This window comes from Limosilactobacillus rudii (genome assembly GCF_014145455.1).
GTDB classification, from domain to species: domain Bacteria; phylum Bacillota; class Bacilli; order Lactobacillales; family Lactobacillaceae; genus Limosilactobacillus; species Limosilactobacillus rudii.
In genome coordinates this window covers 1-16221 of the sequence record NZ_JACIVB010000017.1, presented here as the reverse complement: position 1 = coordinate 16221, position 16221 = coordinate 1, and the positions used below count along the sequence as shown (strand labels likewise).

General features: G+C 42.7%; 2 protein-coding genes. Both read left to right on the top strand.

The genetic code is table 11. From position 1 onward, the window contains the following. The first annotated feature begins 126 nt into the window (after nucleotides 1-126). Entirely contained in the window at nucleotides 127-1206 is a 1080-nt protein-coding gene (locus H5S39_RS00370) for a Fic family protein (protein WP_182595109.1), read from the top strand. A gap of 496 nt (nucleotides 1207-1702) precedes the next feature. Beyond that, nucleotides 1703-15799, top strand: a complete 14097-nt coding sequence (locus tag H5S39_RS00365; RefSeq protein ID WP_182595108.1) for a Rib/alpha-like domain-containing protein — start codon at nucleotides 1703-1705, stop codon at nucleotides 15797-15799. The last annotated feature ends 422 nt before the right edge of the window (nucleotides 15800-16221 follow it).

Below are 16221 nucleotides of genomic sequence, written 5' to 3'. Positions count from 1 at the left end.
AAAAGATCCATGATAGAGCAAAAAAGCTTTGTCATGGATCTTTTTGGGTTTAAAGAATGATAATTATCTTTATCATCTTTGGAGTATCTTGATCATTTGGGGTAAAATGATCAAGATACTTGGAGAATGATCAAGATAAAAGGGGTGATTAATATCAAAAAGTTTGATTATAAGACACTTAATGGATTGAAATACACTAATTCGTTGGTGAATAAATTAAATCAAATTTATAATCTTAGAGGTAAGACTGATAGTTACGAAACTGACTATCAAGATACCTTGGATCGGTTAGTTGAAGTTGCCAAGATACAAAGTACGAGTTCATCTAATCGTATTGAAGGGATCTATACAACCGATGATCGAATGAATAAGATTATGATGAATAAAACGCAACCACGAAATCGAAATGAGAGAGAAATTTCAGGGTATCGCGATGTTCTTAAACTAATTCATGAACAATATGATTATATTCCAATTACAGTTAACTCTATTTTAGAAATGCATAAACAATTATTTGCATATACAGAAAGTACTTGGGGTGGAAAGTTTAAAGATAGTAACAATCAAATAGTTACGAAATATACTGATGGTACACAGAAAGTGAGGTTTAATCCACCAGCGGCTTATTTAACACCGGAGCTAGTACGAAATTTATGCGATTCATATAATTTAGCAGTTCAAGCAGGAGAAATATCACCATTACTATTATCGGGAGCGTTTATTTTTGACTTTGTGTCAATTCATCCATTTCGTGATGGCAATGGAAGAATGTCGCGTTTGTTAATGCTGTTAACAATGTATAAAGCAGGATTTGATGTTGGAAAATATATTAGTATTGAAAAATCAATTGAGGATACAAAACCAGCGTACTATGAAGCTTTGAAAGACAGTTCAATTAATTGGATGGAAAATAAGAATGATTATTTACCGTTCCTAGATTATTTTTTAGGGGTTGTCTTGAAAGACTATCGTGACTTTAACGAACGATTAAGTATGGTGAATCAATCCGATTTACCTGTAGATAAGCTAGTGATGAAGACTATCCATCAATCCTTGAAACCATTGTCTATTAAAGAACTTACTAATTTAATTCCTCAATATAGTGAGATTACTATTCGCCGTGCTATTAAGAAATTGCGTGATGATGATAAGATCGCTAAATATGGTAATGCTAGAGCTACTAAGTACGGGGTAAGGAAGAGTTGATCTATCTTTATCATCTTTGGAGTATCTTGATCATTTGGGGTAAAATGATCAAGATACTTGGAGAATGATCAAGATATCGAAAAAATGGAAGATAGCTCATTGAGTTTTTTATCGTTAAAAGGCTTAATGAGCTATCTTTTTTAATATTACTTATATGAATGTGTTTATTTTATAAATTTAAAAATATAGATAAATAAATTCCAAATCTATAAATCGATTGATAAGTGATATAAACGCTATAAAATCAAGGGTTAGCAAGGGATGTATTCGGTTCCTTAAAGGGAATAATTTTCGTTTATTTATCAATTATAGATATGTATGATAAGTCTATCATGTGATATAAAAATATTAATATCGATGTATTACCGACATAATAGCGTTTATAAAACTTATTGACTTATTAGTGAATTGTTTTTAATTAGTAGTGGGTTTACCCTTTACCTTGTAAAGTGATATGTGATTTTTGTTTCGATAATGTAGAGGGGGATAAAGCGATATGTTATCAAAGAATAATAAAAAGGAACAGATTCAAAAGCAAGAGCCGAAGAAGCAACGGTTTGCGATTAAGAAATTAACCGTAGGGGTTGCATCTGTCTTAATTGGTTTTACTTTTATGGGATTAAATAATTCTGCGAACGCTGATACGACGCCTAATGCAGGTGGAAACGGCGATGCTAGTTCAGATGACGCACAGTCAAATGCAAATATGACTTCAACGACAGCAGTACTGAACACAGCTACTACTACAGCTTCAACTGCTGCCAGCCAGGCAACACCAACAAGTCAAAGCCAGGCTGCGCCACAAATGCCGGTTGCCGATGCTTATGAACAGATTGTTGCCTCAAATGCTGCTAAGGCTGAATCGCAAGTTACGACTAGTAATCAAGCTGTAAGCTCCGCGCAAGCAGCTCGGTTATACGGGGCAAGCTTTGCACAAGTCCCTGCAGCTACGACTTCTGCTAGTCAGACGCAAAATGTTGATAATTATTCATCATTTTTAAATGCTGTTCGTGATGCTAATATTGGAACGATTCAATTAACTAATGATGTTGATTTTAGTAATGCGAACCTAAATAGTAAAGATATTGGTGGTCAAAATTACGAAAACATCAATGACCAAGGAATTGCCCGGACAATCACAATTGATGGTCAAGGCCATACCCTTAATTTTGGCGATCATTACCTTAACTTTAATAACGCCAACCAAAGTAATGGCGGTGGCAACTGGAACATTACCTTGTCTAACATGAAGCTTGGTGCAACGAGTTCTTATGGGCCGCTTTACTTCAATGGTAGTGCTGCTAATAATGCTAAGAACACGGTTACCTTTAGGAATGTTAAGACAACGCAAGCTACCCAAAAGCTAATCAATGCTAGTGGGGTCAACGTCAACTTTGCTGGTGACAACACCTTTACGCTTAACTTTGCTGGCAACAACACTGACCAAAGTATCTATGCTAAGAGTCTCAATGTTCTTGATGGTACAACGACAATTAACGCAACTAACCAGACCAAGAAGAGCGTTACAGCTATTAGAATTGCGGATGGTAACGTTACTGTTAACGGCAATGCCAACTTAAATGTAAATAGTAATTCTGCTAACCTTGCCGGAATCACCTTTGACAAGGGAGCGGGTGACCAAACAATCGACAACGCTACAAATGGGGTTGTTCGTTTAATGCCAACTGCGGCGGTTAAGATGAACCTTGGTGCTGGCGAATCAATGGCTATCATGCGGGCAAGTCACATTGATATGCAACATGATTCTACTTTGGACGTCAATACTAAGATTAATACGACTGGTTTCCGGGCTTTGGCACCAATTGAATTAGACTCAACTGATGGTGATGTAAGCGATAGTACATTCCGTGTTGGACAAAACGCGACATTATCAGTTATTCGTGCTGGGGTTGCTAAGTCTGATTCGCCATTAATTTCAATGGGACCCAATGATGGTAATGGCCCTAAGGAAGCTTATAACTTCACAGTTAATGGCGGTAGCGTGATGTTAAAGGATTCTGCCAATTCTAATCGGTGGCCTTCATCAGTTACTAAGGGGAACTATACGATTGGTTGGCCTGGAATTCTGACCATGTGGGGTACTGGTTCACAAAACTATATTACCTTTAATAATGCTAAGAAGATCACCCTTGAGCGGACAAACCCAACTACCCGTGGAACTTACTTGATTCACACGGATGCTGCCGGAATGGATGGTACTGAATTAAGCTATATCCGGATTAATACACCTGACTCGCAAACAGTTACGCCACTTGTTGTAATGGATGCTAATGGTAATACCCAATTATATGGTGTTAAGTACCTCAACAACCGGAGTGAAGGGGGAGACTATGCCTATGGCTTCCGTAACTCACCGACTGCTGTATACCAAGTCGGTGCACCAACGATGGCTGGCTCGGTAAATGACAACGCCGGTGGTGAAAACGAGGTTATTCTTAATGCTCTCCCAGGTCAAGAAGGTTCTTTTGAATTTAACAATAATAAGGTTGCTAACGGTAAAGCATCCAAGGCCTTAAATAGCTTTATCAATACCTTTAGCTGGTGGAACAATAATGCTGGCTTTGGTTCAGATTATCAAGCTAAGAACTTTTACAAGGCTTCATATCCAGAAACGAATGTTGAACAGGGCAAGTCAGTAACTGTTCAGTTGAACTTTGTTGAGAAGGATAGTAAAAACAAAGCTGATGTTCCAGAAGGTACTCAATTTACTATGGGTGCGGACGCTCCAAAATGGGCAACAATTGATGCTTCAACTGGTGAAGTAACCCTTAAGCCAGGTACTGAGGTTCGAGTCGGTGCGTATAATGTGCCTGTTCATATTGCTTATCCTGATGCCAGCACAGAAACTGTTTACGTTCCAGTTGTTGTTACTGATGCTACCCAAACGGTTGTTTCCGGTGAAAATGGGGTAGTGGTTGTTACTGCCAACCCTAACGTAGCCGCACATGAAACCACTGCTAGTTCACAGGTAGTTTCTCCTAATGATGCTATCTCAATCCAAAGCTATGAGCTTCAATCAGATGGCAAGATTGCAAAATCAACGGTAGATATTACTCCTGCTTCAGTAAAGGCAAGCTGGGCGACTGCTCCAGACACCACCGTTTCCGAAGCTACTTTAGCGGGTAAGAAGATTACTGGTAATGTGGTTAATGTTGATTTGTCAAGCAATCAAACGGCAGTTGCAATCCTTGGGAATAATGCTAAGGAAGTATCAACGCCACAGTTTGATATTCTTGCTAAAGGTGCTGCAGCAAAGGATGTTAAGACCCCGGTTACTATTCAATTAGATTCTGACTTGACGTCTGACCAATTTAACCAATTAGTTGATAGCAATATTCCAGCAAGTGAGGTTGCCTCGACTGCTTGGGAAACTAAGCCAACAAAGGGTCAAGGTGGCGTTATTAAGATCACCTTTAAAGATGAAGCTAATGGCCAGCCAACCTACCTTAATATCACTATTCCAGCGAAATCACTAAATGTCATTGGGGATGATGATACCTACCAACCAATGACGAAGAATATTGCTGTTCCAGAAGGCACCACGCCAACAGCAAGTGACGCAATTACTAATAAAGCAACGGATAAAGTTCCAACAGGTCAAAAGAAGCTTCCTGCTGGCTCAACGATTGCGTGGACAGACCCGAGTCAAGTAAGTGCCAATGTTAAGGTTCCAGGTACCCACACCGAATCAATCACGGTTACTTATCCCGACGGCACCAAGGATACGGTTACGACTAATGTTACCGCTAACGTTGCACCAACTACCCAGGCAATCGTGGTCGCAGTAAATGGTACACCAGATGCGACGAAGGGAATTACCAACCTTAATAATGGTAAGAGTACGCCACAAGATGGTTATCCAACTAGTGCCCAATGGACCACTACCCCTGATACGACTAAGACTGGGGTTTACAACTTACCAGCAACTGTCAACTACCAGATAGGTGATCCTGCTAAGACGACAATTCCGTTAGTTGTTTATAACCCAGTTAACCAGCGGGTTGTCTCAAACGAGTATGGTGTAGTTATCTTAACGACAACGCCAAGTGTATATCACTGGTCAAGTCGTGGAAGTATATTATTACCTGACGTAAATAGTGAACGTTATGTCTATGATGACAATGGTAATTTAGTTTCTGAAGCTCTAGAAAGTCATGGTACTACAAGTAGCTGGGATCCTACTGACTTTGATCAAGTAGAGCCAGGTGCTTCAACCGCTACTGTTAAGGATAAGAAAGTAAATATAAAGGTTGAGATTAATAGAGGTGAGAGTAGTGCAATTATTGGTACGGCCATTGTGCCAACAACCGTCACACTTTATGGTGCTACACCAATAGAAGGCAAGACGGCAGTTCATGGACTTGCTAATACATTACCAGATCCAGCATCATTAGTTGATGTAACCGATTTGACAGCAGCGCATAATTCAGCAATCAAAGATATTACGTGGCTTGTCGATGAGGGAAGAACAATTCATGAAGGTAAGACTGTCCTTGCAATTCCATCCGTTGCCAAAGTTGGCGATGTCAAGACAGGTGTAACTATCTGGTTTGAAGATGGTACGGAATTAGATGTTCCTGTCACCCTTACTATCGTTAACAACGATGCCGATGACAACCAACCACAGACGAAGGATATCTCAACTGATAAGGGAACTGAACCAGCAGCTAAGACGGCAATTACCAACCAAGCTAAGTTGCCTGCTGGAACAACCTACGAGTGGACTGACCCTAACCAAGTCAAGACGGATATTAACAACCCTGGTGAACACACTGAATCAATCACGGTTACCTATCCGGATGGTACTAAGGACACAGTTAAAACTAAGGTTACTGTTAATGAAGCACCTGATGTAAACAGTATTCCTACTAAAGTTGGTGAAACACCAAACCCAACTAAGGCCATTACTAACCTTAAGGATAATGTTCCAGGTTACCCAACTAAGGTTGAATGGAAGACTGCACCAGACACCAAGACTCCAGGTAACAGAAGTGGTGTCGCCACAGTTACCTACCCAGACGGTACCCACAAGGACGTTACTATTTCTGTCACGGTTGATGAAGTACCACAAGTAAAGAATATTTCCGTCAAAGTTGGTACGACAATCACACCGGCTGAAACTATTACCAACCTTAAGGACAATGTTCCAGGCTACCCAACTAAGGTTGAATGGAAGACTGCACCAGATACATCTAAGGTTGGTCAACAAACTGGTGTCATTACCGCTACTTATCCTGACGGCACCCATATTGATGCTAACGTTCCGGTTACGATTACCGACTATGCTAACCAATATCCAGTTAGCTATGGCCCATTAAACGTTGAACGACCAACTACCACGACGAGTGCCACTAATAGTGTCGACCCAACGACTGCTAAGGATATGCCAGCTGGTGCAATCACTGGTTACAAGGCCGGTTCATACACCGCGCCAACTGGTGTAACGGTTATTGTCGACCCAACAACTGGTAAGGCAACCGCAGAAGTAAATAAGGACGCTGCATTAGGCTCAGTCATCGTTCCTGTTCAAGTAACTTATAGCGATGGAACGACCATGACAGTTAACGTTCCGGTTAGCGTTACTGGTAATGAACGCAAAGGCGACGACAACATTTACTATGGTGACCAGAGCATGACGGTCTTCAATGATAACTTAGTCAACGTCCACAAGACCACTGCTGATAATGAGTTACCAGCTAAGGATAGTCAGTTCCAGACGATTACTTATTACTCAGATTGGGACCAGACTGGCAATCAAGAATCTGATTACAAGACTAAGACAGTCTACAAGCTCAATGCAGACGGTACGAAGTATGTAAATACTAAGAATAGCAATGACAGTTTCGCTGCTGATGCGCTCAATTACAGCTGGCAAGATGGCTTTGCAGCTAATACTGGTATTAAGAACTTTACCAATGGTGCGGCTGATACGCCATACATTCTTAATGGTCAGGTCAACCCAGCAGAACAAGACTTTATCAGTAGTACGCTCCGTGGTAATTCAAAGTACCGTTACAACTTTAGCATTACTGATGGCACGGTTTTGAGTAAGCTTGGTTTATCACTTCGGGGCTACAATAGCTGGGCAAATGTTTACTTTAACTTTGCTGGTGCTACTGGACGGACTGATATTCCAGTCAACTATAACAGCGCCGTACCAACCACAGAAGCAGACCTCGAAAACTATCTTGCAAGTAACGGTATTTCTGGTAAGACATTTGCTAATGGCAACCCAACTGGAATTAAGTGGGTATCAATGCCTGGCGCAAATGGTAAGTTCAATGCTACTAATATGAACGGTACCCTTGAATTTACTTTTGCGGATAACACAACGCTTGAAGTACCAGTAAGTTTCAAGACCGGTTCACATGTTCCAACATCTGATAGCAAGACTAACGATGAGACAAACCACTATGTCACTCGGACGATTAACTTTAAGGCACCAGCAGGAGAAAAGGCGCCAGAAACGATTACCCAAACAGTTCACTATGTTCGTGACGGTTACCACAATGTTGATGCGCAAGGTAAGGATACGAGTGATATCACATGGAATGATTGGAAGCTCGCTGATGGTCAGACCGCTGAATGGGCCGCTCAACCAGTAGAGAAGATTACTGATGCTAAGACGGGTGCAGTCTACACACCACAACTTGATAATAAGGACATTACTGAAGTACCAGGTCAATCGGTAACAGAGAGTACCGCAGATGCCGTAATAACAGTTACCTATGCTGAAACGACGACCCCAATTAAGTGGGATAGTACTAAGAACGATATGACCAAGGATGTTACCCGGACGATTACCGTTGATTACCCAGCGGGACATGAAAATGATGCTCAACCAGCACCACAAGTCGTTCACTTTAGTCGTGAAGATGCGAAGGGCAATGCCGGTTACATTGTCAATGGCGTTACTAAGATGAATGACTGGCACGCTGTTGGCACTGACGCTTGGGCTGAATACACGCCAACTTCAATTAAGGGTTACACTGCTAATCCACAAAAGGTTGAGGAAGTAACCGTAACACCAAATACTAACCCAACAACAATCACGATTACTTATAACCGTAATGATGATACGCCGATTAAGGCTGGCGCTAATGACACCAAGACGATTACCCGGACGATTGTTATCAACTATCCAGCTGGTCATGAAGGCAAACAACCGGCTAAGCAGACTATTAGCTTTACCCGTGCAGATGCCAAGGGCAATGCTGGTTACACTGATGCGGTTACTGGTGCCAAGAAGATGAATTCATGGCACGTTGTTGGTAGTGATGCAACAACTGGTACCTGGGCTGCTCAACCAGTATCAATAATCACTGATAAATCAACAGGCGCAGTCTACACACCACAGCTTGATCACAAGGACATCACTGAAGTACCAGCAGTGACTGTTACTGAAGCAACTAACGATGAAACGGTAACGGTTGATTATGTTGAAACAACTACCCCAATTAAGTGGGATGGTACTAAGAATGACATGACCAAAGATGTTACTCGGACAATTACGGTTAACTACCCAGCTGGTGTTAAGGGCACCCAGCCAGCACCGCAAGTCGTTCACTTTAGTCGTGAAGATGCGAAGGGCAATGCCGGGTACATCGTCAACGGTGAGACTAAGATGAATGCCTGGCATATTGCTGGTAGTGATGCAACAACCGGCACATGGACTGCTTATGATGCTCCTAAATTAACAGGCTATACTGCGGACAAGGGTCTTGATGAAGTAACTGTAACGCCAACGACTGATTCAACCAGTGCAGAGATTAATTACACGGCTAATGAGCAAAGTGCCAAGATCAATTTTGTCAACAACGATGATCATAACGATATTATTGGTACGCAAACGGTCGATGGTCAGACTGGTGAGACAGTTAAGGTCACCCTTAATGTTCCAGCTAACTGGCGAGTAGTTCCTGGTACGCAGGTTCCATCCACAATTACCTTTGGTCAGGATGGGGTTCCAACAACGACGGTTTATGTGGAACACCAAACTGAAAATGTTGATGAAGGAACCACTAAGACGGTCACTTACCAAGTCATTGAAGACTTTAATGGGAAGCAGACGACGGTCGTAAACGCTAGTGCTCCATTTACCCGGACGGCAACTAAGGATCTTGTGACAAACAAGGTAACTTACGGTGCTTGGACTGGCAATAACGTTTCGATTAAGGAAACCAATGTTGCTCAACCAGGTTACACTGCTTACGCAAATAATAAGGTTGTCGAAAATGGTGTAATTCCAGCAACAGTTCTTACCCCAAAGTCTGATAATCAAAAGATTGTTGTTACCTACACGGCTAACGACCAAAGTGCCAAGATCAACTTTGTCAACGCTAAGGATCACAGTGATATTATCGCTACCCAAACGGTTAACGGGAAGACTGGTGAGAAGGTTAAAGTTACCCTTAATGTTCCAGCCAACTGGCAAATTGTTAGTGGACAAGATGTACCAGTTTCAATTGCATTTGGTGCAACGCCAATTAAGGATACGACTGTTTACATCGACCACCAGACCAAGGATGTCACCAACGACCCAAGTCAAACGGATCAGACCCACCGGACAGTTGACTATAAGGTTGTTGAAGACTTTAACGGTACTAAATCAGACAAGTTCACAACTTCTGCTACCTTTACGCGGACGGCAACGCTTGACCTTGTTACAAACAAAGTCACTTATGGTGCATGGAGCTCGAATAAGGAAGTCGCTGCGGTTAATGTAGCCCAACCAGGTTACACCGCTGAAGTTGATGGTGAAGCATTAGCTGACAATAAGGTGCCAGCAACAGTTCTAACCCCTGAATCAAAGGACCAAACAATTATTGTTACCTACACGGCTAATGATCAAAGTGCGAAGATCAACTTTGTCAACAACGATGATCATAATGATATTGTTGGTACCCAAATCGTCGGTGGTAAGACCGGTAAGACGGTTGATATTACTCTCGATGTACCAACCGGCTGGCAAGTAGTTAATGGTGAAAGTGTTCCATCAACAATTACATTTGGCTCAGAACCTACTGCTGATATGACAGTTTACGTGGTTCACAAGACTGATACGGTCGATGGTCGGGATGATAAGAACAACACTGATGTTTACCGGACTGTTACCCGGACAATCACCGTCAACCTTCCAGGAGAAGCTCCGCAGTCTGACGCTGAAACTCTTCATTTCTACCGGATTAAGAGTACTGATGAAGTGACAAAGAAGACGACTTACACTGCTTGGACTTCAAACATGAATAACAAGGCAACATCATTCCAAGAAGTTAAATTGCCATCAATCGGTGGTTACACGATTAGTGCTACAGGAGCAACCCTTGTAAATCATGATGGGACGGAATATGTTCCAGCTCAATCTGCATTACAAAACGGTACGCCTGTTGAAAGCTACACGGTTGAAGTAAATTACGCTGCGCAAGATCAAAGTGTGAAGATCAACTTTGTCAACGCTAAGGATCACAGTAAGGTAATTAGTACCCAAACTGTCGCTGGTAAGACTGGCGAGAAGGTTGATATTAAACTTGATGTGCCAACAAACTGGAAACTTAGTGGCGATCAGAAAGTACCAAGTTCAATTACGTTTGGTTCAACTCCTGCTAAGGACATGACAGTTTACATTGAACACCAGACAAAGGATGTCACTGATGATCCAAGTCAAAAGGATCAAACTCACCGGACAGTCAACTACAAGGTTGTTCAAGACTTCAACGGTACCCAAACGGTCGCAAGAGAGGCTCACTTAACCTTTACCCGGACCGCAACCGAAGATCTCGTAACAGGTAACGTAACTTACGGTAAGTGGAGCGAGGACAAGGAGATTCCTGATACTGATGTTGCAATTGCCGGCTACACCGCTCATGCTAATGGTGAGGTTCTGGCTAATGGCGTGGTTCCGAAGATGACAATTACTCCTAACACTAAAGATCAGACAATTGTTGTTACCTACACGGCTAATGACCAGACGGCTAAGATCAACTTTGTCAATAATGATAATCATGACGAAACGGTTGCTACTCAGACAATTAACGGTAAGACAGGGCAAACTGTAAATGTAAACCTTGACGTACCAGCTGGTTGGGAAGTAGTTGCCGGAACGGATGTACCAGCCACGATCAGCTTTGGTTCGACACCGGTTGCAGACACGACCGTTTATGTCCAACACAAGGTTGATAAGGAAGATGGTCGTAATGACAAGAACAACACGAACCTTTACCGGCAAGTAACCCGGACAATTGTAGTTAACCTGCCAGGTCAGCCAGCTCAATCTGTTTCTGAAACTCTTGATTTCTACCGGATTAAGAGTACAGATGAAGTAACGAAGACGGTTACCTACACACCATGGACCTCTAATATGACTGATGGTTCAACGAGCTTTGAAGCTGTTTCAGTACCAACAATTGGCGGTTATACAACTAGTGCAACTGGGGCTGCGATTATCACCCGTGATGGTCAAGAATTTGTTCCAGCTGAATCTGGATTGTTGAATGGCGCACCAATAAATGACTTTACGGTAACAGTCAACTATACAGCTAATGATCAAAGCGCCAAGATTAATTATGTCGATGCCAATGATCACAGCAAGGTAATCAGTACCCAGACTGTTACTGGGAAGACCGGTGAAACGGTTAAGGTTACCCTCGATGTTCCAGCCAACTGGAAGCTAGCTGGTAACCAACAAGTTCCGTCAACAATTGCATTCGGTTCAACGCCAACGAAGGATATGACAGTTTACGTTGAACACCAGACCAAGGATGTTACTAACGACCCAAGTCAAATGGATCAGACTCACCGGACGATCAGCTACAAGGTTATTCAAGACTTCAAGGGTAGCCAGACGGTACGGTACTCAACGGCTGCACGCTTTGTTCGGAATGCAACCGAAGACTTGGTAACGGGTGACGTAACTTACGGTAAGTGGAGTGCAAATACTGACATTGCCGCAGTTGGTGTTGCGATTGCTGGCTACACTGCTCAAGTAAATGGTAAGGACTTGGTTAATAATGAAGTTCCTGCAATTACGCTTACCCCAGAATCACATGATACGACAGTTACGGTTACCTACGTTGCTAATGATCAAAGTGCAAAGATCAACTTTGTTAACAACGATAACCATAATGATATTGTCGGTACCCAAACAGTTACCGGACAGACTGGTGAAACGGTTAAGGTTGACTTAGCTATTCCAGCAGGTTGGCAAGTAGTCAGCGGTACAAACGTTCCATCAACGATCACATTTGGTTCGACCCCAGTATCTGCGACAACCGTTTACGTGGTTCACAAGGTTGATACTAATGATGGTCGCAATGACAAGAGTAATTCAGATCTTTACCGACAAGTCACCCGGACAATTACCGTCAACTTACCAGGTCAAACACCACAGACGGTTCACGAAACTCTTGACTTCTACCGGATCAAGAGTACTGATGAAGTTACAAAGAAGACGACTTACACCAACTGGACTTCGAACATGCAAAATGGTGCAACCGCCTTTAGTGAAGTTGAGGTTCCAATGGTCGGTGGTTACACGATGACCGCTACGGGTGCAACTCTTGAAAACATCAATGGCAAGGAGTATGTACCTGCACAGTCCGCATTGCAAGATGGTACTCCGGTCAAGAATTACACGGTTGAAGTAAACTACACGGCTAATGATCAAAGCGCCAAGATTAACTTTGTGAATGCTAATGATCACAGTCAGGTGGTTGCTAGCCAAACAGTTACTGGTAAGACTGGTGAAACGGCTAAGGTTAGTCTCAATGTTCCAGCCAACTGGCAACTCGTTGGTGGACAGCAAGTACCATCTTCAATCACGTTTGGTTCAACACCAGCAAAGAATATCACGGTCTATGTTGAACATAAGACAGAGAATATCCCTGTTAATAAGAACAACAGTGACACTTACCGGGCAATCACCCAGACAATTAATGTAGTACCAGCTGGACAGCAAGATACTAAGCCTGCCCGCACGGTTACAGTTGAATTCCAGCGGACCGGTGTCAAGGATCTTGTTACCGGCAAGACGACGTGGAATGCATGGCAAGGTCCACAAGGCGCAAAGGTTGAAAATGGTGTTACGACCTACCTTATTAAGGGTTATGATATCCAACAGGTAAAGGGCTATGACAGCTATGTCAATGGTACAAAGGCAACTTCAATCGCTGCTTTGACCGTCAACCCTGATTCGCAGAATGTTACTGACACTATTACTTACGCTAAGGGCGCGGTAACACCAGTACCATTTGATCCAACGAACAGTGATATGTACCGTGAAGTAACCCGGACAATCAATGTTACTGATCCGGTCACTGGTGAGACAAAGACAAGTACCCAGACTGCTAAGTTTACCCGTGAAGATGCCAAGGGCAATGCTGGTTATACTGATCCGGTCACTGGTAAGACCACGATGAACCCATGGACACCTGCAAAGCAAGGACTCCCCGCAGTTCACATTAACCCAATTAAGGGTTACACAACGGTTATCAGCGGGGATGCTGGTGCGATTGTTGTCACTCCTGATAGCAAGGGTACGACAGTAACAGTTTCCTACAACGCTAATAAGCCAACTAGTCATGATATTACCGTCAATAAGGGTGCAACACCGGATCCCGCAACGGCTATTACTAATAAGGATGACTTGCCGACTGGAACTACCTATACTTGGCAGGCAACCCCTGATACGGAAACAGTTGGAACTCATCCAGCGGTAGTTGTTGTTACCTATCCATCTGGTGATAAGACGACTGTTTCGGTAAATGTAACAGTAAAGGATGATACGCCAACTCCAACGATAACCGATGCTGATAAGTACACCCCATCATATCCAGAAGTAGTTACAACGCCAGGCAAGACTACCACGACGAATGTTAAGTATGATGGTGAAAAGCCGACTGGCGATGTATCTTACAAGATTACTGATGGTGCAAATGTACCAAGCTGGGTAACAGTTGACCCATCTACCGGGACGATTACAACGAAGACCCCCGCAGACGGTACGACCCAAGTGGTCACGATTCCAGTCACCGTTACTTACCCAGATAAGACGACTGATAAGACTACAGCGACTGTCGTGATTGTAGCTACGAAGGATCATGTTGATCATCCGGCAAATCCACAAGATACGATCAAGGATCCTGAGAACTTGCCGGCTGGGACCAAGGTTACTTGGACACCAGGTGAAGAACCTGATCCAAATAAGAAGGGCGATCAGCCAACGAGTGTTACAGTCACGGTTCCGGGACAAGATCCAGTCAAGGTACCAACAGTTGTCAACTACGGTAACCCAACTGATGCAGATAAATACGTACCAAAGGGTAAGCCGGTTGGCACAACGCAAAATGTAATTCCAGAAGCAAGTGAGGGAATTGCTAATAAGAGTGATTTACCAGGTGACACGACTTATACATGGAATGATCCGGCTAAGATCACTCAGGATGTCAAGACGCCTGGTACTCATACCGAAGTAATCACGGTTAATTACCCTGATGGCTCTAAGAATACGGTAACAGTAAAGGTAACGGTAAAAGAAAACGTTACTCCACATGGTAATGATGACACCAAGGTTGCACCAGTTGGTAAGGACATTACCGTGAATAAGGGTGAAGCTGTTCCTGATCCGTCAACGGTCATTGCTAATAAGGGTGAATTACCGAGTGACACCAAGTACGAATGGCAAACTACTCCAGATACTAATAAGACGGGTAAGCAGAACGCAACGGTGGTTGTCACCTACCCAGATGGTACAGATAAGACCGTCACGATTACCATCACCGTTGTTTCTGACGCCGATAAGTACGAACCACAGACGCAGCCAATTACTGATCCAACAGGGGTTGTTCCTGATCCAGCTGAAGGAATTAAGAATAAAGCTGATTTACCGGGCGATACTAAGTACACTTGGTCAAACCCAGCTAAGGTTGCACAAGATGTCAAAACTGCCGGTGATCACACCGAGACAGTTGTTGTTACCTACCCTGATGGTTCTAAAGATACTATCGATGTGACTGTTCATTCCGTCACACCACAGGGACAAAACATCAGTACTCCACAAGGCAAGTTACCAACTCCTGACCAAGGAATTGCGAATAAGGATGAAATGCCAGCAGGAACTAAGTATGGTTGGAAGCAACAACCAGATGTTACGACCGCTGGTGATCATACCGGAGTAATTGAAGTAACCTTCCCTGATGGTAGTAAGTACGATGTCACGGTTACGGTACACGTTGATAGCAATAAGACTGCTGAAAATACTGACAACAATAGTGGCGTTACAACCGAAACTGCTTCTGATAGTAATGCCGGTAAGGCTGAAAATACTGCAACGACCCAAAGTGGTAATAATTCGGCTGCTACTAAGACTAGTGGCAAGACCGCTACTACTGTTAAGACTGTAAAGACTCAAGCTGCTAATAGTAGTAAGAGTGAAAAACAAGCTAATGATAAGAAGTTGCCACAGACTGGTAACAAGGATGGTGAGACTTCAGCATTAGTTGGCCTAGGATTAGCCTCAGCTACTGGCCTCTTAGGCGCAAGTGGCTTGCGGAAGAAGAAAGAAGATACTGATAAATAGGTTTATCCCCCCTCAAATCTAAATATTAAAACTTCAATATAGTTGCAGTCTAAAAGATCCACGACAAAATTTGCCGTGGGTCTTTTTGTGCCTTATAAGGAAATAACCTAATTGCTTTTAATGGTTATTATTGGTTTGCTAAAATGATTAAATAATAATATTAGTTATAATGTGATTAACTTATAGTGCAAATGCTGAAGCGAAATACTTAGGCTATATTGTAGCAGGTTAAAAATAGTATAAGTTCAGGCCTGATATGCCTTGATATTTAAAGGATTTGATGAATCTAAACGATTTTAACGTTAGAATCGAGTAGGAGATAATTGATTAATTCAATTATCGACCTCTCACACCACCGTACGTACGGTTCCGTATACGGCGGTTCGACAACTTAATCACTTTGAATTAACTGGAGCGTCTTG